The 21,037-nt window shown below is 64.8% G+C and carries 20 protein-coding genes and 1 pseudogene; 13 read left to right on the forward strand and 8 right to left on the reverse strand.

Annotation, left to right across the window (positions count from 1 at the left end; translation table 11 throughout):
* Positions 1-12: 12 nt before the first annotated feature.
* Genes X739_RS158375 through X739_RS158365 form a run of 3 tightly spaced genes read right to left on the reverse strand, consistent with a single transcriptional unit; the run spans position 13 to position 3,851 of the window.
* The gene (locus tag X739_RS158375) at positions 13-1,629 is read right to left on the reverse strand and encodes an ATP-binding protein (RefSeq protein WP_023774498.1); all 1,617 of its coding nucleotides are present in this window, start codon (positions 1,627-1,629) and stop codon (positions 13-15) included.
* The gene (locus tag X739_RS158370) at positions 1,620-2,312 is read right to left on the reverse strand and encodes a response regulator transcription factor (RefSeq protein ID WP_023774499.1); all 693 of its coding nucleotides are present in this window, start codon (positions 2,310-2,312) and stop codon (positions 1,620-1,622) included. Before X739_RS158370 ends, X739_RS158375 begins: the two co-directional genes overlap by 10 nt.
* 3 nt (positions 2,313-2,315) lie before the next feature.
* Complete coding sequence (locus X739_RS158365; protein WP_023782128.1) at positions 2,316-3,851, reverse strand: DUF4173 domain-containing protein; 1,536 nt, start codon at positions 3,849-3,851, stop codon at positions 2,316-2,318.
* 282 nt (positions 3,852-4,133) lie between these two features.
* Here X739_RS158365 and X739_RS158360 point away from each other — a divergent pair, with 282 nt between their 5' ends.
* Positions 4,134-5,021, forward strand: coding sequence for a CoA ester lyase (locus X739_RS158360; RefSeq protein WP_023774501.1), 888 nt, complete (start codon positions 4,134-4,136; stop codon positions 5,019-5,021).
* Positions 5,022-5,058: 37 nt separating this feature from the next.
* Positions 5,059-5,265: a DUF1737 domain-containing protein gene (locus X739_RS158355; protein ID WP_015314987.1), complete on the forward strand. Its 207-nt coding sequence runs from the start codon at positions 5,059-5,061 to the stop codon at positions 5,263-5,265.
* 16 nt (positions 5,266-5,281) lie between these two features.
* Here the strand turns inward: X739_RS158355 and X739_RS158350 are convergent, their stop codons facing one another.
* Complete coding sequence (locus tag X739_RS158350) at positions 5,282-5,704, reverse strand: metallopeptidase family protein (protein ID WP_023774502.1); 423 nt, start codon at positions 5,702-5,704, stop codon at positions 5,282-5,284.
* Positions 5,705-5,881: 177 nt separating this feature from the next.
* On the opposite strand from X739_RS158350, the gene X739_RS1000000170300 reads away from it, so the two are divergent.
* The 3 genes from X739_RS1000000170300 to X739_RS158335 are packed head-to-tail and all read left to right on the forward strand — an operon-like array spanning position 5,882 to position 11,677.
* Entirely contained in the window at positions 5,882-6,925 is a 1,044-nt protein-coding gene (locus X739_RS1000000170300) for a RecA protein (RefSeq protein WP_023774503.1), read from the forward strand.
* A complete protein-coding gene (locus X739_RS158340; protein WP_023774504.1) occupies positions 6,867-8,345 on the forward strand; it encodes a DUF6504 family protein in 1,479 nt (492 codons plus the stop codon). The genes X739_RS1000000170300 and X739_RS158340 overlap by 59 nt, the downstream gene beginning before the upstream one ends.
* On the forward strand, positions 8,342-11,677 hold the full coding sequence (locus tag X739_RS158335) for an error-prone DNA polymerase (protein ID WP_023774505.1): 3,336 nt from the start codon (positions 8,342-8,344) through the stop codon (positions 11,675-11,677). The genes X739_RS158340 and X739_RS158335 overlap by 4 nt, the downstream gene beginning before the upstream one ends.
* 84 nt (positions 11,678-11,761) lie before the next feature.
* On the opposite strand, the gene X739_RS1000000167725 is transcribed toward X739_RS158335, so the two are convergent.
* Positions 11,762-11,929, reverse strand: coding sequence for a hypothetical protein (locus X739_RS1000000167725; RefSeq protein ID WP_023774506.1), 168 nt, complete (start codon positions 11,927-11,929; stop codon positions 11,762-11,764).
* A gap of 281 nt (positions 11,930-12,210) precedes the next feature.
* Between X739_RS1000000167725 and X739_RS158330 the strand changes: the two genes are divergently transcribed.
* Both X739_RS158330 and X739_RS158325 read left to right on the forward strand, forming a co-directional pair.
* The gene (locus X739_RS158330; RefSeq protein ID WP_023774507.1) at positions 12,211-13,131 is read left to right on the forward strand and encodes an SMP-30/gluconolactonase/LRE family protein; all 921 of its coding nucleotides are present in this window, start codon (positions 12,211-12,213) and stop codon (positions 13,129-13,131) included.
* 162 nt (positions 13,132-13,293) lie between these two features.
* Complete coding sequence (locus X739_RS158325) at positions 13,294-13,503, forward strand: 4-oxalocrotonate tautomerase family protein (RefSeq protein WP_023774508.1); 210 nt, start codon at positions 13,294-13,296, stop codon at positions 13,501-13,503.
* Between the two features lie 38 nt (positions 13,504-13,541).
* Here the strand turns inward: X739_RS158325 and zapE are convergent, their stop codons facing one another.
* The 3 genes from zapE to X739_RS158310 form a co-directional block, all read right to left on the reverse strand.
* A complete protein-coding gene (gene zapE / locus X739_RS158320; RefSeq protein WP_023774509.1) occupies positions 13,542-14,750 on the reverse strand; it encodes a cell division protein ZapE in 1,209 nt (402 codons plus the stop codon).
* 91 nt (positions 14,751-14,841) lie between these two features.
* Complete coding sequence (locus X739_RS158315) at positions 14,842-15,381, reverse strand: protease inhibitor Inh/omp19 family protein (RefSeq protein ID WP_023774510.1); 540 nt, start codon at positions 15,379-15,381, stop codon at positions 14,842-14,844.
* A gap of 138 nt (positions 15,382-15,519) precedes the next feature.
* Entirely contained in the window at positions 15,520-15,963 is a 444-nt protein-coding gene (locus X739_RS158310; RefSeq protein ID WP_023774511.1) for a hypothetical protein, read from the reverse strand.
* Positions 15,964-16,169: 206 nt separating this feature from the next.
* Between X739_RS158310 and X739_RS158305 the strand changes: the two genes are divergently transcribed.
* From X739_RS158305 to X739_RS1000000167055, 6 genes and pseudogenes are all read left to right on the forward strand, one after another.
* Positions 16,170-17,180, forward strand: a complete 1,011-nt coding sequence (locus tag X739_RS158305; protein ID WP_023793612.1) for an MBL fold metallo-hydrolase — start codon at positions 16,170-16,172, stop codon at positions 17,178-17,180.
* Between the two features lie 80 nt (positions 17,181-17,260).
* A complete protein-coding gene (locus tag X739_RS0133885; RefSeq protein WP_051410566.1) occupies positions 17,261-17,848 on the forward strand; it encodes a hypothetical protein in 588 nt (195 codons plus the stop codon).
* A gap of 232 nt (positions 17,849-18,080) precedes the next feature.
* Positions 18,081-18,242, forward strand: a complete 162-nt coding sequence (locus X739_RS1000000167730) for a DUF1328 family protein (protein WP_015315001.1) — start codon at positions 18,081-18,083, stop codon at positions 18,240-18,242.
* 93 nt (positions 18,243-18,335) lie between these two features.
* Positions 18,336-19,220, forward strand: a complete 885-nt coding sequence (gene dapF / locus X739_RS158295) for a diaminopimelate epimerase (protein WP_023782135.1) — start codon at positions 18,336-18,338, stop codon at positions 19,218-19,220.
* Entirely contained in the window at positions 19,220-20,545 is a 1,326-nt protein-coding gene (gene mtaB, locus X739_RS158290; RefSeq protein WP_023793615.1) for a tRNA (N(6)-L-threonylcarbamoyladenosine(37)-C(2))-methylthiotransferase MtaB, read from the forward strand. The genes dapF and mtaB overlap by 1 nt, the downstream gene beginning before the upstream one ends.
* A 12-nt stretch (positions 20,546-20,557) precedes the next feature.
* Positions 20,558-21,037 (forward strand): annotated as a pseudogene (locus X739_RS1000000167055) (signal recognition particle-docking protein FtsY); the annotation flags it as partial.

A 21,037-nucleotide genomic window follows, 5' to 3' on the forward strand; every position in this document is an offset into this window, starting at 1 on the left:
CCCGTCCGCAATCTACGCGACCGGCAAAGTGATCTCGAAGCGCGTGCCGCGCTCGGAGTCAACCAGCCGGATCGTACCATCATGCGCTTTCAGGAGGGCCAGCACGATGCCCAGACCCATGCCGGTGCCGCCGGTAGAGCGCCGCGTGGTGAAGAACGGCTCAAAGATCCGCCCTTGGTTGCTCGGCGAAATGCCGGCGCCGTCGTCGCTGACCAGAACGGAAACCCTGCCGCTCGCGCTTGCGGCGGTGATGGAAATTAGGGTCGCGCCGTGCCTGGCCGAATTGTCGATGAGATTGGCAAGCACGATGGCAGCGTTCTCGGACGAGATGCGGAAGGCCAGGTCGCCGCCGGCCTCGACCTCAACCGCCAGCCTCGCGTCGACGGGGAGCAGCGCCAGCGCGGCGCCGACCGAGGTGCTTTCGCCGCTGGGCGCGAGGTTTTCGGCCCGCGCCAGGTCGAGAAGCCGCCGGACCAAAAGGTTGAGCCGCCCTGCATCTGTGACGATATTGTCGGAGAAGCGCCGCCGCTCTTCATCGGCCATCCCGCTGCCTGAATCGCGCAGCAATTCGGCCGCACCCTGGATCGCCGTCAGCGGCGATTTGAGTTCATGCGAGACATGGGTGGCGAAGGTCTGGATGGCGTCCGAGCGCGCCTGTAGTCTTTCGGCCATATCGAGAAAGGCGGCGGAAAGCTCCGCCATTTCGCGCGTGCCATGGTGGTCGAGAGGCCGGATCGCGCTGCGCTCACCGGCGGCGATGCGCTGGGTGCGGTCGATGAGCGCGTAGATCGGCCGGCTGACGGTGCGCAGGAAAACGAGGCCGATGAGCAGCGTGCCGCCGAGAATGGCGATCGCTGCCGCCGTCACCTTGCCGCGCTCGCCATAGAGATGTTTTATGATGTTGTTAGGCGTCCGCGAGACAAAGACCACGCCGGCGACCTTGCCGTCGACGGCCACCGGCAGGGCGACGAACACGCGCACCCTGGTGCCGCGGCTGACCGAATAGAGCGGCGGCGGCGGCTGGTTGGGGATGCGCAGCCTGAGCGCGCTGGCATAGCGCCCGGCGAGTGCCTCACGCACCTCCTCGACCTCGGCGAGCGACTGGCCGATCTCGTCGCGCCCGGCAATCACGACGCCCCTGGGATCGAGCAGCCGGAAGCCGGCCAGCGTGGTCTTCTGCGTCGCATCGAGAATCCCAGCCAGCCGCGCGCCGATCGCGGCGAAAGCTGGATCGACCGTGGCAGGAATCCCTACCGGCCTGGTCTGAAGCACGTAATCCGAGGCGAGATCGAGCTGCGGCTCGATCGGCCGATAGGGCGAATCGAGATTGGCGCCTCGGCTCCTGGTGCCATTCGCCAGCGGCATCGCCACGCCAAGCTTTTCCGGTGAAATGCCGGCGTCGCGCACCTCCTGGGCATAGATAGCGGCGATGGCGGCGCCCTGTGCGATCAGTTCCGCTTCGGTCTGACGGATCAGCTGGTTCTCATAGAGGCGGAAGAAGAACAGGCCGACCAGCGGCAGGGACATCACCAGGATCAGGATGGCGACGACGACCGTGGCAAGGCGCGGCCGCCATTTGCGGCCGATCCACTTGCTGCCAATCGACTTGCTTGATGTCGTCAGCCGCATCGGCCGAGCCGGAAGCCGACGCCGTGCACGGTTTCGATGACCTCCGGGCAACCCATCGCCGCCAGCTTGGCGCGGATGTTGCGGATATGGCTGTCGACGGTGCGGTCGGCCACATGGATCTTGCCGGCATAGGCATTGGCCATCACCGCGTCGCGATCGAGCACATGGGTGGGCCGCGCCAGAAACCCTTTCAGGATCGAGAACTCGATCGCCGTCAGGGCGAGCGGCTTGCCGTCGAAGGCGGCCGCGTGGCTGGCCGGCGCCAGGGTGAGTTTTCCCTGCGCGAACTGCCTGTCGTCGGCCGGTTCGAGCGCCGCCGGACGGGCGCGGCGCAGGATGACGTTGACGCGGGCGACGAGTTCGCGCGGGCTGAACGGTTTGGTGACGTAGTCGTCCCCACCCATTTCGAGCCCGAGGATGCGGTCTATCTCCTCGTCGCGCGCGGACAGGAACAACACCGGCACGTCTGATGTGTGACGCAGCCGCCGGCAGACCTCCAGCCCGTCCATCTCTGGCATGCCGATGTCGAGCACGACAAGGTCGGGCGTGCGCCGTTCGATTGCCTGCAGAGCGGCGGCGCCATCGGACACGGCGGCCGTTTTCATGCCGGCCTTTTCCAGCGCGAAGCAGATCACTTCGCGGATATGCGGGTCATCGTCGGCGACGAGGATGTGATGCGGCATGGATTAGCGATCCGGCACGGGTTCTGCGACGCTGGGAACAATAGGCCGCCTTTTGTCGAGATAGCGAAGCAGGCGCCAGTCGCGAAAGCTCCAGCTTCGCCAGTTTTCCTGCAGGCTGCGATACCAGCCTTCATCGACACCGCGCAACCTTGCCAGTTCGCCGACGGCACCGGCATTGGCCGTCCCGCGCCGACGGTCGAGGAAGCGATCGAGCGCTGGAAACGCGTCCGGCCCGAGCGAGCGGAGATACCAGGCGTCGAGGGGAATGCCCTGGCCGGTCATTTCAAGAGAGTGGTCGACATTGTAATCGGCGATCGTTGCTGCGAAGTTGATGAAACAGCAGACATAAAGCGCCAGGGATAACGTCAGAAGATTGGCGGAGAGCAGCCATTCACTGGATTTTCCGAGCGCGATACGGGCGATGATCAGCGCAAGGCCGGCCGCCACCAGTCCCATCCAGACGAAAGCCGCGACGCGCCAGTAGGTCAGCGCATAGATGCCGACATAGAGATCGAGCCGCAGGATCGATGAGACGACCAGCATGATGTTCTGCGCCACCCAGGCATAGACCAGCCGGCGGATGAGCGGGTCGGCCGATGTCTCGCTGCCGGGCCTCAACGCCGCAAGGACAAAACCGGCGGCTAGCAGCGCGGTGACGATCAAGGGATAGGCGCCGCGATGCGCGTAGGCGGCGTAGCTCAAACCATCGGGAAGCGCGACCCCGCCCCACAGATAGGTGGCGTCGAGCCCGCTCTGCAGCGAAAACAAAACGTTGAAGACGATCAACGCGCGCAGGATGGCGGCCTTGCCGAAGACGATGTCCTCGACGGCGTGCCTGTCCGCCGCTGGCTGGGCATCGGCAGCAGGGTGATTTGGCCTGGCGATGCGGCGCTGAAAGCGCGGCAGGCGCGGCCGTAGAAAGGCCCAGACGCCGGCAAGCACGAACAGCCAGAAGGCAATCCGCGTCAACTGGACGAGGTCGAGCAGCTTCATCAGATCGATCAGCGACAGCCAGTATTCGATGACCGGATTGGCGGCGCCGAAAAGGGCGACGAAGACCGCGCCCAGCGTCAGCGGCATCACCCAGACCGCGATCGCCGCCAGCCTTATGCGATGCCCGCCGAACCGCCGCGCCACTCTTCGCCACTTGAGAAAATCGCTGAGGAACCGGACCGGCGCCGCCAGTGCGAACAGCACGATCTGGCCTGCAACGCGCGCCGTGCGGTGTCGCAGCCGGCCGCTCAGCGAAAGCGCGAACGCCACCAGCGCGGCAAGGGCGATCGAGACGGACAAGGGACTGACAGTCTCGGCGAGCGGCAACAGCGCGACAAGCAAGGCGGCCGACTTGAGCCATACCTTGCCGTCGCTGAAGGCGGCGGGATGCACGGCAACCACAGCGGCGGCAATCAGGATGGCGAACAGCAGAACCGTGATCCCGGCGGGCTGGCCGTAGAACAGGAAATCGGCGAGCGCGACCAGCAGCACGGCGACGCCCAAGCGGCTGCAATAGCTTGGCGCGGCGCGGAAGAAGGAGGTCACGGCCTGATTTTCCTGATGGCGTCCCATCGCCATGGCGGCGGACTCTTGCGGACAAACCGGGGAATTGCAGCGGGGTTGGCGCGTTGCGGGTCGACCAGCCACCAGCCTTCGCTGCGCAGCCGGTAAGGTAGACGGGGTTTTGCTCGCTTGTGCATGCCGACTGTCTCGCAGGCATGCAGGAAAGCGATGCGGCGGATCGGAGGAGGTTTTCCGCAGGCGCGTGCAGTTTTCGTGCAGGGCTATCGGCTTGCCTCGCCCGACCACACACGGCATAGATCTGGCATGACTGAAACCTACCGCCCGCGCCGCTCCGTGCTCTATGTCCCGGCCTCCAACGACAAGGCGCTGGCCAAGATCGCGCAGCTTGCCTGCGACGCGGTCATCATCGACCTCGAGGACGCCGTCGCCCCCGCCGACAAGATCGCCGCGCGCGAAAAACTGACCGGCATTTTCGCCAACCGCCCTGATGCCAATGGCCGGCGCTGCGAGATGGTGGTGCGCGTCAATGCGCTGTCCAGCGAATGGGGCACTGACGATCTTGCGGCCGTGGCCAAGGCGGAGCCGGACGGCATCCTGCTGCCAAAGGTCGACACGCCGCGTGACGTGCTCGAAGTTGGCGATGTGCTGGACGATAATTTTGCCCCGGACAGCGTGAAACTATGGGCGATGATCGAGACACCCAAGGCCATGCTCAACATCGGCGCCATTGCCGAACTCGGCCGCGACCCCGCCTCGCGCCTGGATTGTTTCATCGCCGGAACAAATGACCTGATCAAGGATACCGGCGTGCTGGCGACGCCGGATCGCGCCTATCTTCTGCCATGGCTGATGCAGATGCTGCTGGCGGCACGCGCCGGCGGGATCGACATGCTCGATGGCGTGTTCAACGATTTTCGCGACCCGGACGCGTTCGCGCGTGAGTGCACGCAGGCCGCCGCCATGGGCTTTGACGGCAAGACGCTGATCCATCCATCGCAGATTGAGGCCGCCAACCGTGCCTTCGCCCCGTCGGCGCAGGCGCTGGCCGAGGCGCGCGCGGTGAAGGATGCCTTCGCGCTTGCTCAAAACAGCGGCAAGGGCGTCATCGCGCTGAATGGCAGGATGGTCGAGCGGTTGCACTTGGCGCAGGCCGAAAAACTTCTGGCGAAAGCGGCCGCCATCGGCGCATGATATTCGCCGATTTGGGATACACGACAGGAATTGGACGATGAAACTCTACCGCTTTCTCACCGCCCCGGACGACGCCAGCTTCTGCCATAAGGTGACGGCGGCGCTGAACAAGGGCTGGCACCTGTTCGGCTCGCCGACCTACGCCTACGACAAGAAGACCAAGACCATGCGCTGCGGCCAGGCCGTGGTGAAGGATGTCGATGGCCAGGAATACGGACCGGATACGAAGCTCAGCGACTGGTAGGGGAAAACGCCGAGAGCTACTCCGCCGCCTCTTCGATCTTCTCCATATCATCGTCCGACAGGCCGAAATGGTGGCCGATCTCGTGGATCAGCACGTGGGTGACGATGTCGCCCAGCGTTTCCTCGTTTTCGGCCCAGTAGTCGAGCATGGCGCGGCGGTAGAGCGTGATGCGGTTCGGGCCTTCGCCTGTTTGTGGGTTCCAGCGTTCGGCGATGCCGCGCCCCTCGAACAGGCCGAGCAGGTCGAACGGCGTTTCCAGCGACAGGTCGTCCATGATCTCGTCGGTCGGGAACTCAGCGATCTGGATGACGATCTCGCCGGTCAGCTTGCGAAAATCCTCCGGCAGGTGGGCATAGGCCTCCAGGGCCAGGAACTCCAATTCCTCCATCGAGGGCGCAAGTTCACCATGCCAGGTGCGGGTCTTGTAGATGCGGGCCATGCTTTGTCCTTTGATCCCGGATATAGGCGTTCGCGCTGGTCGAGGCAAATGACGCCTGTACGCCGGTGTCGCGCAGGAAGAGGAATAAATTCCTTGATGACTCTGCTTGACTCTTCCGATCCCCTCTGGAATCTATAGGAACATAACAGGAACAATTGTGAGTGAAAGCTGACCGTCATGGCGATGACCGCCGTGGCGCGGGAGACTGTTTTTGCCCTGCGCCGCCAGATCGCGAAGATCGAGGGAACACTGCCCGAGCGCCTGCAGGCACCGGCTGGCGCGCCCCTTGATGCTGACGCCGGCAGCGATCTGACGATCGTCCGGCGCGGCCTTGCCGCGGCCTTGCCGGATGCTTTCCTGCCCATTGGCATCGAGCGGCTCGATGCCGCGCTCAGCGGCGGCCTGCCGAAAGCCGCCCTGACCGAAATCCATGGCCTGGAAACCCGCGATGCAGGAGCCGTCGCCGGTTTCGCCCTGTCGATCGTCAGCCTGATCCTCAACCAGGCGCAGGGGCTGCCCATCCTGTGGATCGGGACATCGGAAATTTTCCACGAGGCCGGCTTTCCCTATGCCAGGGGGCTGCATGCCTCGTTCGGCATCGAGCCCGGGCAATTGCTGTTTTCCGAGGCGCCCCGGCTTGTCGATGCGCTGTGGATCGCCGAGGAGGCGGCCCGGATGACCGCGCTTGCCGCCGTCATCCTAGAGATCCGCGGCAATCCGCAGCGGCTGGACCTGACCGCGACACGCCGCCTGCATGCGCGGGCGCAAGGTGCCGGCCGGCCGGTGTTCCTGCTGCGGCAAGCGGCCGAGCCCGAACCGACGGCGGCGCCTGTTCGTCTGATTGTCGCGTCGGCGCCGGCCGTGCCGCGCGAAACAGTCGCCGGGCCGCTCGCCGGCTCGATCGGCCACCCGGCCTTCACCATCAGCATCGGCAAGAGCCGCACGGCCCTGCCTGGACAATTCACACTGGAGTGGAACCCCGATGAACGCAAATTCGATGAAAGAAGGGGCGAGGAAAGGCGCAGGGCGAGCAACGAATGGGCAGAGAATCCTGTCCCTATGGTTTCCCTATCTCGCGACAGAAAGGATCCTGCGGCAGCGTCTGGGGAAATCCTGGCGTTCCCGGCCGTCGGATCATCCGCAGCTATCTCACCCACCGCTCGTGATCAGCCATCGCCAGGGCAACGCGCAGCGCATCTCGGCCCTCGACGCGCGGGCTGAGGCGCTGCACCTGAAGCGCGACATGGGGATTGCCGATGCGCGCGCCATGCATCCGTCGATCGACATCGTCGAAGCCGATCCGGAGGCCGACCGGCGCCTGCTCGAGGGCCTCGCCGACTGGTGCGACCGCTACACGCCGCTGGTGGCGCTGGACGGCATCGACGGCCTGTTCCTCGACGTCACCGGCTGCACCCATCTGTTCGGCGGCGAACGCGCCATGCTGGACGAAATCCTGTCGCGCTTCTTCCAGCAGGGTTTCGACGTCCGCGGCGGGCTTGCCGGCACGCCCGGAGCGGCCTGGGCGGCGGCCCGGTTTTGCGGCGACCGCATCGTTCCATCAGGCGAGGAGGAAGCCTTGCTTGCCCCCTTGCCGCTGGCCGCCGTTCGCATAGCGCCGGAAACCCGTACCAGCCTGGAAAGTGTGGGGCTGCGCACGGCGGGCGCCGTCATGGCGGCGCCGCGCGCGCCGCTCGCCCGCCGGTTCGGCGCCCTGCTGCTCCAGCGCCTCGACCAGGCGCTTGGCCGTCTCGACGAGGCGATCTCACCGCGTCTTCCCGTCGCGCCGCTTTCGGTCGAACGTCATCTCGCCGAGCCCGTCACGCTGACGGAGGAAATAGAACGGCTGGTGGGCATGCTGGCGACGACCTTGAAGACCGACCTCGAACGCCGCGGCGAAGGCGCAAGGAGCCTGGCACTGCTGCTTTTTCGCGTCGACGGCGCCGTCAGCCGCATCGCGCTCGGCACCTCGCGGCCGATGCGCGAACCCTTGCTGGTCCGGAAATTGTTCCATGAAAGGCTGGCGGCACTCGAGCAGCATATCGATGCCGGATATGGCTTCGACCTGGTGCGCCTCTCGGTGCTGGCCGTCGCCGCTTTCGACATGCAGCAGGCCGATCTGACCGGCGAAGCGGCCGATGACGGCGCCGACATCGCCTTGTTCGCCGACCGTATCCGCGCCCGCCTCGGTGAGGGCGCGGTTCTGCAGCAGGTTCCCGTGGAAAGCCATCTGCCGGAACGCGCCGTCGCCATCATTCCCTTCACCGAAGCCCCGCGCCGGACCACGCCACCCAAGAAGCCGGACAGGATGCAGGCGCCGATGACCATCTTCCCGCCGGAACGACCGATCCGGCTGTTCCGTTCGCCCGAGCCCATCGAGGTGCCGACCACCGAAATGCCGGAGGGACCGCCGCTGCATTTCCGCTGGCGCCGCGCGCTTTATCGTGTGACGCGCGCCGAAGGTCCGGAGCGCATCGCCGCCGAATGGTGGCGCGAGGCGCCGGGCGATGCGGCGGCATCGACACGCGACTATTTCCGCATCGAGGATGCCGGTGGCCGCCGCTACTGGCTGTACCGGCAAGGCCTTTACGGCGGCGTCTCGCAGATCCCGCCGCGCTGGTTCATGCATGGGGTCTTCGCATGAACGCGCTGACCGTCATCCCCTATGCCGAGTTCGGCATCCAGTCGAATTTCTCCTTCCTGCGGGGCGCCTCCAAGCCCGAGGAGCTGGTGGTCGCGGCCAAGCTCATGGGCTTCTCCGCGATCGGGCTCGCCGACCGCAATAGCGTCGCCGGCGTGGTGCGCGCCTGGCAGCAGGCCAAGGTCGAAAAGCTTGCCTACCATCCCGGCTGCCGGCTGGTTTTTGGCGACGGCACGCCGGACATTCTCGCCTATCCCAGGGACCGCGCGGGCTGGGGCCATCTGTGCCGCATGCTCACCCAGGCCAATCTGCGTGACGAGACCGAAAAGGGCGCCACCCTGCTCCGGCGCGACGACCTGCTCGAATGGGGGGACCGGATGTCGCTGGCGGTCCTGCCCGATCTGGCGGCCGGCGCGCAAGACAGTCTGGCTTTGCTCCGTGAACTCAAGGATCGCTTCGGCAGGGCCCCGCGGCTCGGCGTCTCACCCTGTTATGCCGGCCATGATCGCTTCCGGATCGAGCAGGCGGCGGCGTTCGCCGAGAGCAGCGGCATCCCGCTGATGGCGACCAACGATGTGCTCTACCACACGGCCGAACGGCGCCCGCTGCAGGATGTGCTGACCGCGATCCGCCTCAATGTTCCGGTCGCCGAGGTGGGGCTGGAGCTGTCCGCCAATGCCGAACGCCATCTGAAGCCGCCGCAGGAAATGGCGCGCCTGTTCCGCCGGTATCCGCAAGCGCTGGCGGAGACGCTGCGTTTCGGCGAAGAGCTGACCTTCTCGCTCGGCGATCTTCAGTACAATTATCCCGACGAGCCGACGGAATCGGGTCTCGGGCCGCAGGCGGAGCTGGAGCGGCTGGCTCGGGAAGGTGCAGCCCGGCGCTTTCCCGGCGGTATCCCCGCCAGCGTGATAAAACGAATCCAGGAAGAGCTCGTCCTGATCGAGCGGCTGAATTACGCCCGTTATTTCCTGACCGTCCATGACATCATCAAATTCGCCCGAGGCGAAGGCATTCTCTGCCAGGGCCGCGGCTCCGCGGCCAATTCGATCATCTGCTTCTGCATTGGCATTACCGAGGTCGGGCCGGACAAGATCGACACGCTGTTCGAGCGTTTCATTTCCGAGGAACGCAACGAGCCGCCGGATATCGACGTCGACTTCGAGCATGAACGGCGCGAAGAGGTGATGCAGTACATCTATACAAAATACAGCTCCAAGCGCACGGCACTCGCCGCCGCCGTCATCAGCTATCGCGGCCGCTCGGCGCTGCGCGAAGTGTCGAAAGCGATGGGCCTTTCGGAGGATGTCAGGGCGTCTCTCTCCGGCTCGATCTGGGGCTGGTCGACCTCGGAACTCGGCGAGAAGGAAGCCAGGGCCGGCGGCCTCGACAGCAGGGATCCGGTATCACGGCATGTGATGGAACGCGCCAACGAGATCATGGGCTTTCCCCGCCACCTCTCCCAGCATGTCGGCGGCTTCGTCATCACCAAGGACCGGCTCGACGAGATCGTCCCCATCGTCAAGACGGCGATGGACGAGCGCAAGATGGTCGAATGGGACAAGGACGATCTCGATTCGGTGAAAATCCTCAAGGTGGATATTCTGGCGCTCGGCATGCTGACCTGCCTCCAGCGCGCTTTCACCTTGCTCGAGACCCATTACGGCGTGAGAGACGATTATGGCAGGCCATTGACCCTGGATACGATCGCCAAGGAGGATTCCCGTGTCTACGACATGATCTGCCGTGCCGATACGCTCGGCGTCTTCCAGATCGAATCGCGTGCTCAGATGTCGATGCTACCGCGTCTCAAGCCGCGCGAATTCTACGACCTCGTCATCGAGGTGGCGATCGTACGACCGGGCCCGATCCAGGGCGACATGGTGCACCCCTATCTGCGCCGGCGGCAGGGCAAGGAAAAGCCCGAATATCCCAAGGCGGAGCTGAAAGAGATTCTCGGCAAGACGCTGGGCGTGCCGCTGTTTCAGGAGCAGGCGATGAAGATCGCCATCGTCGCCGGCGGCTTCAAGCCGGGCAAGGCCGATGAACTGCGCCGTGCCATGGCCACCTTCAAGCGCACCGGCACGATCGGCAATTATCGCCAGCAGATGATCGACGGCATGACAGGTCGAGGCTACGAAAAGGACTTCGCCGAGCGCTGTTTCAAGCAGATCGAGGGCTTTGGCGAGTATGGCTTTCCCGAAAGCCACGCCGCTTCCTTCGCGCTGCTCGTCTACGCCTCCTGCTGGTTCAAGACCTTCTATCCGGACGTGTTCTGCGCCGCGATCCTGAATTCGCAGCCGATGGGCTTCTATCAGCCGGCGCAGCTGGTGCGCGACGCCCGCGACCATGGCGTCGACATCCGCGAGGTCGACGTCAATTTCTCCGTCTGGGACTGCACTTTGGAAAAGGCGCTTTTCGACCCGGCCCGCATCCTGCCGCGCCATGCGGAAATGCGCGGTGTCATCGAGACGAGGCATGCGGTGCGGCTCGGCTTCCGGCAGATCAAGGGACTTTCCAGGGAACGCATGGAGATTTTCGTCGAGCGGCGCGGCGCCGGCTACTCGACGGTCCGGGATGTCTGGCTGCGCTCCGGCCTCAATGTCGACGAGATCGAGAAATTGGCGCAGGCCGACGCCTTCCGCTCCATCGGCCTCGACCGCCGCGCGGCACTTTGGGAGGTCCGCGCGCTCGACGGCAGGAGTGCCGCCGAGAAGCTGCCGCTGTTCGACCAGCCGGCGCTCAGCCTGCGCGAGTTGGAGCCTGAAACGAGGCTGCCGAAAATGCCTCTCGGCGAGCATGTCATCCATGACTACCGCTCGCTCGGCCTGTCGCTGAAGGCGCATCCGGTCGCCTTCCTGCGCGAGCGGCTCGACCACGCCGGCATCACTCCCAATGCGAGCCTGCCTTCCGTGCGCGACGGCAGGCGGGTCTGCGTTGCCGGACTGGTGCTGGTGCGCCAGCGCCCCGGCAAGGGCAACGCGATCTTTCTCACGCTCGAAGACGACAAGGCCGTCGCCAATGTCATCTTCTGGGAAAGGACCTTCATCCGTTTCCGGCCCATCGTCATGGGTGCCCGGTTTGTGAAGGTCACCGGGAAACTGCAGTCGGAATCAGGTGTCGTCCATATCGTCGCCGAAAAGATCGAGGACCTGACGCCCTGGCTGACCGTGCTGCTGGAAAAGGTCGGTGCGACCGCACTGCCGGCCGCCGATCCTTCAGACCGCTCCGGCCAACCCGAAATACGGCCCGCGATGCTGAAAGACGGACAGGATCTCGCAATGCTGTCCGAAGAGGCGGAGAGGGTCATGCCCAAAGGGCGTAATTTTCAGTAGGCCCGACCCACCTTCGTCATCCACGGGCAAAGCAGGAGCGAAGCTCCGTGGCGGCTACCCGAGACGACAAACGCTATGGGTTGCTCAGCCGTAGATCTGCTTGTGGATCTGGTAGAGCATTTCCGAGCGGTCGGCGCGCATATCGGCCAGATCGCGGCTGGAGAAGCTGTCGATTTCGGCGACGAGACGATTGTAGTGCTTGCGCTTGGCGATGCTGCTGCGAGCGCGGGTCATGAGGTCGTTGAAGATCATAGCAAGGTTCCTTCTGTGCCGCATTCGGCGCGGCCGTTTATTCCTCCCTTGATCGGTACGGATCATGACATAGGAATGGTGCGTTGCAAAAAGAAGATGTTGCAATGCACCATTGCAGCCAGCGCATAGCCGGTTAATGGCTCCCTAAGGTCTGGCAAGACGCGGCCTGGCCGGCCGGCGAGCCGCCTTCCGTTTTGTCTTACAAATTAGCGTTACCCTGTCTTGCCAGATCGATTGCGGGCTGGCTTGATCCGGTGTCACCGATGACTGGGAGGAAATGCATGGCGGCCGCAGACTATTATGAGGTTCTCGATCCACGTTTCGGGCGCCTGTTCAACGGCAACGCGCAGGTGGAGAAGCTGTTCACCGGCTGCCGGTGGGCGGAAGGGCCGGCCTGGTTCGCCGCCGGCCGCTATGTCGTCTGGTCGGACATTCCGAACAACCGCATGCTGCGTTACGACGAGACGGACGGCAGCGTCAGTGTCTTCCGGCAGCCGTCCGGCAATTCCAACGGCAACACCGTCGACCGGCAAGGCCGGCTGGTCACCTGCGAGCATTCGGGCCGCCGCGTCAGCCGCACGGAGCATGACGGCTCGATCACCACCATCGCCGCCAAATGGAAGGGCAAGCCGCTGAACTCGCCCAACGACGCGGTGGTGAAGTCCGACGGCTCGATCTGGTTCACCGATCCGACCTACGGCATCGACACCGACTATGAGGGTGATAAAGCCGAGAGTGAAATCGGTGCCTGCCATGTCTACCGGGTCGATCCCGACACGGGCGATATCGAGGCTGTCATCACCGACATGGTCAGGCCGAACGGCCTTGCCTTCTCGCTCGACGAAAGCCTGCTCTATGTCGTCGACACCGGCCGCACGCATGGCGCCGAGAACCCGGCACATATGCGGGTGTTCAACGTCGGCAAGCACGGCAAGAAGGTTTCCGGAGGCAAGGTGTTCGCCGACTGCACGGCCGGACTGTTCGACGGCTTCCGGCTCGACGCCGATGGACGTATCTGGACGAGTGCCGCCGATGGCATCCATTGCTACGATCCCGACGGCACGCTGATCGGCAAGGTCAAGGTACCGGAGGTGACCGCCAATTGCGTTTTCGGCGGCGCCAAGCTGAACTGTCTCTACATCGCCGGCACCACCTCGCTTTATTCGGTGCGGCTGATGGTGAACGGGGCCAAGACCTATTGAGCCTGCTGGAAACGCTTCTCTGGCGGCCCTTATTGGCCGTTTTGCGGCTAGCCGCTGCGCCCGCTTCGCCGCGGCTTCCGGAGCCACCATCCTGCGGTTCACCGGAGCGGAGTTCGAAGCCGGCTCTCGGCGGTATCAGACACAATTCAAGAGGAGGGCGTCATGCCATTCGTCAACATCCGCATCGTCAAGGAAGTGATCGCCGCCGATCCGGCAGGCAAGAAGGCTGACATCGCCAGGAAAGTCACGGCGGCCATCATGGACGCCACCGGGCTGGGCAATGACGACGTTTGGGTCGTCTTCGAGGAGGTCAACGCCCGCGACTGGTACGTCGGCAAGACCGACGTCGAGACGTTGAGAGCCAAGAAGTAATCCAAGGCGCGATGAGCGCTGCAAATCCTGGGCTCTGCTCAGGAAGGTGAAGGTGCGGCCGTGCCTCCGCCGACCCTACTTTCACCCGTCCGGCGCTTCGCCCAGCTCTCCAGCCAGTCGCGGCTTTGCATCTCGATCAGCCGCGATGCGGTTCGCTCGAATTCGAACACCTCGACGCCGCGCTTGGCCACATAAAGCGCGTGCGGTAGCGCGTCGGCGCTCACCACCAGCCGCGTATGATGGTCGTAGAGCGTGTCGATCAACAGGATGAAGCGTTTGGCCTCGTTGCGCTTGCCTTCGCCCAGCACCGGCACACGGTCGATGAAAACAGTTGAAAACCGCCCGGCGATCGCCAGGTAATCGCGCGCGCCGAGCGGCTTTTCGCAGAGGTCGGCGAAGGTGAAACGCGCCGCGTCACCAGCGGCGGCCGGCACCACCACCTTGCGTCCCTTCAGCGTCAGCGAGGTCTCGGCCGTCGGCGCCCCGCGCGTCATCGCCTGCCAGGCCTCGTTGAGCGCCTGGTCGGCCGCCGCATCGGCCGGCGTGACATAGACCGGCGTACGGGCGAGCTTTTCCAGCCGGTAATCCTTGTCCCCGTCCAGCGACAGCACCTGCGCGTGGCGTTCCAATATGGCGATGAACGGTAGGAAAAGCTGGCGGTTCAACCCGTCACGGTAAAGATCTTGCGGCGCCACGTTCGAGGTGGCGACCAGTACGACCCCATTGGCAAACAGTGCCGAGAACAGCCTGGACAGGATCATGGCGTCGGCTATGTCGGTGACCGAGAACTCGTCGAAACACAGCACCCAGGCCTGCTCGGCGAGCGCCTTGGCCACCGGCGGGATCGGATCGTCTTCCCTGACCGTGCCTTCCTTGCGTGCCTGCCGGTGTTTCTGGATACGGTCCTGCACGTCGGCCATGAAGTCGTTGAAATGCACACGGCGCTTGCGCCTGACCGGCAGGAGCTCGAAGAACATGTCCATCAGCATGGTCTTGCCGCGGCCGACGCCGCCGTGGATGTAGAGGCCCTTGACCGCTTCGTGCGTCTCGCGCTTGCGGGCAAACAGCCAGCCCAGTGCACTGGACTTGTGCGCCAGCCGCTTGGCCGAGATCTCGACGGTCAGCCGGTCGAGCGCGGCGGCGATCTCTTCCTGCGCGGCATCGCGCTCGATCGCGCCTGATACCACCAGATGGTCGTAGCGCTGCCGGACGGTCGGATGGGTCTGGAGGCCGTCACGCAGATGCATCGATCACGTCATTATTCAGAGCAGGATACCCAGGGAAGGGGGTGCCGAGATTGAGGTCACGCCGCCGGCATCACCTGGATATCGGCATGTCCTACCTCGTAAGCGAGATCGGTTGCCCGTTGGAAGTCTGGCCGTCGAATTTCGAGCCGCCCGACGAATAAAGCCGCGCCAGCGAACCGCCATTCTCGTCATAAAGCGTCAGCTGCTTGCCGGCGACGTTCCACGACTTGATGCCGTCGATCGGCGCCGGGCAATGCAGCGGCCCGGCGCGGAAACCGGCGCCGAACTTGGTCTGCGGCGTCGCCACCTTGCAGCTCTGGCCGGAGACGCTGACATTCCAGACACCGGCGACGGCCGCCGCGCTGAGATCGGCGGCACCCGCTGGCGCCGCGCCGTCCGGCGGCAGCGAAGCAACCTGCGTGTTGGCCGGCGCGGTCGGGAACTGCGACGGGTCGGTGGTGCCGGGCGAGGCCGGCGGCGGCAGCTGGTTGGAACTCACCTGGCCAGCGGGGGCTGGCTGCAGCGGCGCCGGTTGCTGGTCGTCCATCGACGAGAAGCGTGAGGTTGAGCAGCCGCTCGCAACGATTGCCGCCAGGGATACGGCCACCAGGCCGCCTTTCGAAAAATTCATTACAACCTCCGTCGGATCCGGCTGGGGGGAAGCCGTCCGCGCAATCTCACCTCCACCAAGATGGAGAAGGTGGCGAAATTTCAACCCGATATGGTTAAAATAGGGTTTGCGGTATGAATTGTTGCAAATTTGTCGCACTCACCCGGCGAGCGGCGCGCTTGGCACGAACACATATCCGTCCGGTCCGACGATATAGCACTCGCGCAGACCATGCGGCTTGTCGATCGCGCCGGCCAGCACGATGTGGCCATGCTCCAGCGCCGCCGCCTCGATCGCGTCGGGCTCCGCGCCATGGAGACGCAGTTCGATGCCGGCACCGCGCGTCTCCGCACCCGCGATGGAGCCCGTCATGGGATTGTCGAGATAAGAATGGTCCGCATGCAGCATGAACACAGATCCCAGAAGCTCGATCGCGGCGAAATCCTCGTCGGCATAGACGATGCGGGCGCCAAGCACGTCACCGCAGAAGGCTACCATCGCCGCCATGTCCGATACCAGCAGATTGACGCCGATGCCGCGCGGCAGCGAGCGACCGAAATCCTCGGCCTTCATCCAGGGTGTCTTCGTCCGCTTCATCGCCATGGCGTCTTCCTCCTGATGCCGCGATCCTAGCCGAGACCGCCTTGCCGCCCTTGGCCTTCGGCCGGCAAACGCTTGCGCCAGCCGCGTCAGCGCTTATGTCTATGGCCAATTCCCGGAAAGGTGTTTACCGGGAAAAACGCGCAGCCCTTTCCCCTGGGAATTGCGTGAAAACAAAGAATTCACCGAAACCCCCCGGAGCGCAGACCTTGGCCGCCAGAAAGAAAGCCGCCAACCGCTACTACAGTGGCCCGCCTAGCGACCATTTCGACGGCAGCCTGTTCTTCAATCCCGGCGGCCGGATGCCCGGCCCCTTCAAGGATCTGCTGAAATGGCAGTTCAGCGGCCAACGCTCGAAATGGCCTGCTGCCAGCCCGAGCCCCTTTGCGCAGGCAAAGCCGGCCGCGACTGTCGAAGGCGCCGATCTGAGCGTGACCATGGTCGGCCATTCGACCTTGCTGATCCAGACCGCCGGGCTGAACATCCTTACCGATCCGGTTTGGTCGGAGCGCACGTCGCCGTTCTCCTTTGCCGGACCCAGGCGCGTCAATCCGCCGGGTATCGCCCTTGGCGATCTGCCGGCGATCGACCTCGTGCTGGTCAGCCACAACCACTATGACCATCTCGACCTTGCCACGCTGAGGCAGTTGCAGGAGAAGCACGATCCGCTGGTGGTGACGCCGCTCGGCAATGATGCCATCATCGCCGCCGCGGTGCCCGGCACGCGGCTTTCCGCGCATGACTGGGGCGACAGGGTCGATGTCTCCAACGGCACCGCGATCCACGTCGAACCAGCGCATCACTGGTCGGCGCGCGGGGCTCGCGACCGGCGCATGGCGCTGTGGGCAGGCTTCGTCATCGAGACGCCGGGTGGAAAAATCTATTTCGCCGGCGATACAGGCTTCCACGGCGGCATCAACTACCGGCTGATGGCGGACAGGCATGGCGGCTTCCGCTTCGCCATACTGCCGATCGGCGCCTACGAGCCGCGCTGGTTCATGGCGCCGCAGCACCAGAACCCCGAGGAAGCGGTCCAGGGCATGGCGTTGTGCAACGCGGCCTTCGCCGCCGGCTGCCATTGGGGCACGTTCCAGCTCACCGACGAGCCGTTCGACGAGCCTGCCCGGAAGCTGGCCGAGGCGCTGGACGGCCGAGGCATCCCACAGGAGCGCTTTCGCGCCTTGCGGCCCGGCGAGATCTGGGAAGTGCCCCGGATATGATCGCCTCGATGGCTGGAATGACCGTTTACGCTGCCATGGTTTTCGCTGATGGTCATCCCCGGACAGGATAGGGGAATCAGATGAAGTCAATCATGGCAGGTCTTTTGGCGCTGGCGGTCTCGGTGCCGGCGGCTTTCGCGGGCGAGATCAGCGATCGGGCGGCCGAGGCCGAGAAGCTGCTCCAGTCGGGTGATGGCGCCGGTGCGCTGGAGAAATTCAGCAGCGCCCAGGAAGCGCTCTGGCAAGCGATGCCGCTTGGCGTCCTGAACGTCAAGCAGGTCGACACCGCCTCTGGCTTCGGTATCTACAGCGAGCGCGCAAACCACATATACAAGCCCGGGGAGAAAATCGTGCTGTACATGGAGCCGGTCGGCTACGGCTACGGCAAGGACGGCCTCGGCAACAGCATGATCGCGCTTTCTGTCGACATCACCGTCGTGTCGGCAGCCGGCGAAAAGCTCGGCACAATGGAGAAGGTCGGCCGTGTTCAGATCGCCTCTCGCTCGCACAATCGCGAACTGTTCTTCAAACTCGACCTCTCCCTCGACGGCCTGCCGGCCGGCAAATACCGGTGCGACTTCGTCATGCATGACGAGAATTCGAGCAAGACNCCTCTCCCTCGACGGCCTGCCGGCCGGCAAATACCGGTGCGACTTCGTCATGCATGACGAGAATTCGAGCAAGACGGCTCCCTTCAACACGGATATCGAGATCGCCGGCTGAGGCGATGCCGGGAAAACCACGATGTCCAATGGAGACGGCTCCGGCGCGGGGTCATACGTTCGATTGGCGCCGACTGAAACCACACCTGCAAGCGCTATCTCCCGGCCCCGGGAACCCAAAGCACGACAGCCGCGTTTTTCAATCGGTTTCAATGTGTCCGGCTTGCGAGGCGTTCCCATGCTCAAATGGATCATCATTCTCCTGATCATCGCCGCCGCGGCGAGCCTGCTCGGCATGCCGGCGCTGGCGGGCGCGGCCGCCACGGGCGCGCGCATTCTCATCGGCATCGTGCTCATCATCTTCCTGTTGATCTTGCTTGGGGTCTTTGCGGTGACGTAAGTCCGTCGCCTTCGTCGTGAAAGAGGCTGCGCACTGGTAATTCCTGCCCGTTTCCGCCATATAGCGCCGAACGGACATGGAAATTTCGGAGCAATGGCAGGCACGGCCCCTTTCGCCAAGATGAACGGCATCGGCAACGAGATCATCGTTGCCGACATGCGTGGCCGTGCGGATCGGGTGACGGCCGCGGCTGCCGTCGCGCTCAATGCCGATGCCTCGACGCGGTTCGACCAGATCATGGCGATCCACGACGCCAGGACGCCGGGCACCGCCTATTTCGTCGACATCCTGAATTCCGACGGCTCGGGTGCGCAGGCCTGCGGCAACGGCATGCGCTGTGTCGTCCAGGCGCTGGCCGCCGAGACCGGCGAGAAGACCTTCACCTTCGAAACCGTGGCCGGGATCTTGAATGCCCGCGAACACGCGGACGGCTCGATTTCGGTCGACATGGGCACGCCGCGCTTCGGCTGGCGCGACATTCCGCTGGCCGAGGAGTTCCGCGACACCCGCATGATCGAATTGCAGGTCGGCCCGATCGACGCTCCGGTGCTGCATTCGCCTTCGGCCGTCTCGATGGGCAACCCACACGCCATCTTCTGGGTCGACGCCGATGTCTGGACCTATGAACTCGACCGTTTCGGCCCGCTGCTCGAAAACCATCCGATCTTTCCCGAGCGCGCCAACATAACCATCGCGCAGGTGACCTCGCCCGACAGCATGATCATCCGCACCTGGGAGCGTGGCGCCGGCCTGACCAAGGCCTGCGGCTCCGCCTCCTGCGCGGCTGTCGTTGCCGCCGCGCGCACCAGGCGCACGGGCCGCAGCGTCAACCTTTTGACCCCCGGCGGCGGGACGCTGCATGTCGAGTGGCGCGAGGACGACCACGTCATCCTGACCGGCGCGGCCGAGTGGGAATTCTCCGGCAGCTTCGATCCGTCGACCGGACAATGGGCCCGCGACACCGAAAGCGCGGCGTGATGTCAGCTCTGGCCAAGGACGTCGACGTGGCGAAGCAGCCCGGCCGCATCGACGTGGTGACTTTCGGCTGCCGTCTCAACACCTACGAGTCCGAAGTGATGCGGCGCGAGGCCGAAAATGCGGGCCTCAGCGCACTGGGCGGCGGCGCCGTCATCTTCAACACCTGCGCCGTCACCGGCGAAGCGGTGCGCCAGGCCAGGCAGGCGATCCGCAAGGCGCGCCGCGACAACCCGGCCGCGCGCATCATCGTCACCGGCTGTGCCGCGCAGACCGAGCCCGAAAGATTCGCCGCCATGGACGAGGTCGATCTCGTGCTTGGCAATGAGGAGAAGCTGAAGGCCAATTCCTATCGCGCGCTGCCGGATTTCGGCGTCAACGACACCGAGAAGGCGCGCGTCAACGACATCTTCTCGGTGCGTGAGACCGCCGGCCACATGGTCGACGCCATCGAGGGCCGGGCCCGTGCGTTCGTGCAGGTGCAGAATGGCTGCGACCACCGCTGCACCTTCTGCATCATCCCCTATGGCCGCGGCAATTCTCGTTCGGTGCCGATGGGCGCCGTGGTCGAGCAGGTCAAGCGACTGGCGGGCAATGGCTACGCCGAGATCGTGCTGACCGGCGTCGACATGACGTCTTTCGGCGCCGACCTCCCAGGCGCGCCGAAGCTCGGCAAGCTGGTGAAGACCATCCTGCGTCAGGTGCCCGACGTACAGCGGCTCAGGCTGTCCTCCATCGATTCGATCGAGGCCGACGACGACTTGCTCGATGCGCTGGCCACAGAACCCAGGCTGATGCCGCATCTGCATCTGTCGCTGCAGTCGGGCGACGACATGATCCTAAAGCGCATGAAGCGCCGGCATCTGCGCGATCAGTCGATCCGCTTTTGCGAGGATGTGCGCAAACTGCGGCCCGGCATTGTTTTCGGCGCCGACATTATCGCGGGTTTCCCGACCGAGACCGACGCCATGTTCGAGAACTCGGAAAAAATCGTCGAGGAGTGCGGCCTGACCCATCTCCACGTCTTCCCGTTTTCGCCGCGCGAAGGCNCCCCCGCCGCGCGCATGCCGCAGCTGCGTCGAGAGCTGGTCAAGCAGCGCGCCGCCCGGCTGCGCGCCGCCGGCGAAGCGGCCTACCAGCGCCACCTATCCTCGCTCGCCGGCAGCCGTCAGTCGGTCCTGATCGAGCGCGACGGCCTTGGCCGCACCGAAGGGTTCACGCTTGCCGCACTCGGCACCGGCGCGCCCGGAGAGATTGTCGAGGCTGATATAACCGGCCACGACGGGATCAGGCTGTTAGCCGCCCCCCTTCCCGCCCGCGCCGCCTGAGAACACAAAAGCATGGCTGGTTTTTTCAAGAAGATATTTTCGTTCGGCAAGAAGGAGGTCGTCGAGGAGCGCATCGACGAGACCGCTCCGCTGCCCCCGATCAAATGGGACCAACTCGACGCGCTGAAACCGGCGGCCGAGCAGGCCGTGCCGGAGTTTTTGAAGCGCGAGCAGCCTGCGGCGGAAGCCGCGCCGGCGACCGTGCCCCACCCTCCCCGTGAGGAGGTAAGGCCAGCGCCCGCCGAGGAGCCGACGCCAGAGCCTGCCCCGACCATTCCGCCTACGCCGGAGCCGACCGTTCCAGCTGAGCCGGAACCTTTGCCAGAACCCCAGCCGCACGAAGAACCCGCGCCCGAGGCGCCTGCCGAGCCGCCTGCGCCGGACGAGGTCCCGCCGGCCGTGGTTCCGGAGCCCACGCCCGAGCCGCGGCCGCCGGAGATCCCGCCGGCGCCGTCGGAGCCGGAGATCGTTCCTTCGCGTCCCGAGAGGCGA

The organism is Mesorhizobium sp. LNHC209A00, assembly GCF_000502915.1.
Lineage (GTDB): Bacteria > Pseudomonadota > Alphaproteobacteria > Rhizobiales > Rhizobiaceae > Mesorhizobium.

Excerpts from the sequence above, each read along its gene's own strand:
- X739_RS158375 (WP_023774498.1), bottom strand. The coding sequence starts at position 1,629 with ATGCGGCTGACGACATCAAGCAAGTCGATTGGCAGCAAGTGGATCGGC.
- X739_RS158370 (WP_023774499.1), bottom strand. The coding sequence starts at position 2,312 with ATGCCGCATCACATCCTCGTCGCCGACGATGACCCGCATATCCGCGAA.
- X739_RS158360 (WP_023774501.1), top strand. The coding sequence starts at position 4,134 with ATGACTGAAACCTACCGCCCGCGCCGCTCCGTGCTCTATGTCCCGGCC.
- X739_RS158355 (WP_015314987.1), top strand. The coding sequence starts at position 5,059 with ATGAAACTCTACCGCTTTCTCACCGCCCCGGACGACGCCAGCTTCTGC.
- X739_RS158350 (WP_023774502.1), bottom strand. The coding sequence starts at position 5,704 with ATGGCCCGCATCTACAAGACCCGCACCTGGCATGGTGAACTTGCGCCC.
- X739_RS1000000170300 (WP_023774503.1), top strand. The coding sequence starts at position 5,882 with ATGGCGATGACCGCCGTGGCGCGGGAGACTGTTTTTGCCCTGCGCCGC.
- X739_RS158335 (WP_023774505.1), top strand. The coding sequence starts at position 8,342 with ATGAACGCGCTGACCGTCATCCCCTATGCCGAGTTCGGCATCCAGTCG.
- X739_RS1000000167725 (WP_023774506.1), bottom strand. The coding sequence starts at position 11,929 with ATGATCTTCAACGACCTCATGACCCGCGCTCGCAGCAGCATCGCCAAG.
- X739_RS158330 (WP_023774507.1), top strand. The coding sequence starts at position 12,211 with ATGGCGGCCGCAGACTATTATGAGGTTCTCGATCCACGTTTCGGGCGC.
- X739_RS158325 (WP_023774508.1), top strand. The coding sequence starts at position 13,294 with ATGCCATTCGTCAACATCCGCATCGTCAAGGAAGTGATCGCCGCCGAT.
- zapE (WP_023774509.1), bottom strand. The coding sequence starts at position 14,750 with ATGCATCTGCGTGACGGCCTCCAGACCCATCCGACCGTCCGGCAGCGC.
- X739_RS158315 (WP_023774510.1), bottom strand. The coding sequence starts at position 15,381 with ATGAATTTTTCGAAAGGCGGCCTGGTGGCCGTATCCCTGGCGGCAATC.
- X739_RS158310 (WP_023774511.1), bottom strand. The coding sequence starts at position 15,963 with ATGGCGATGAAGCGGACGAAGACACCCTGGATGAAGGCCGAGGATTTC.
- X739_RS1000000167730 (WP_015315001.1), top strand. The coding sequence starts at position 18,081 with ATGCTCAAATGGATCATCATTCTCCTGATCATCGCCGCCGCGGCGAGC.
- dapF (WP_023782135.1), top strand. The coding sequence starts at position 18,336 with ATGGCAGGCACGGCCCCTTTCGCCAAGATGAACGGCATCGGCAACGAG.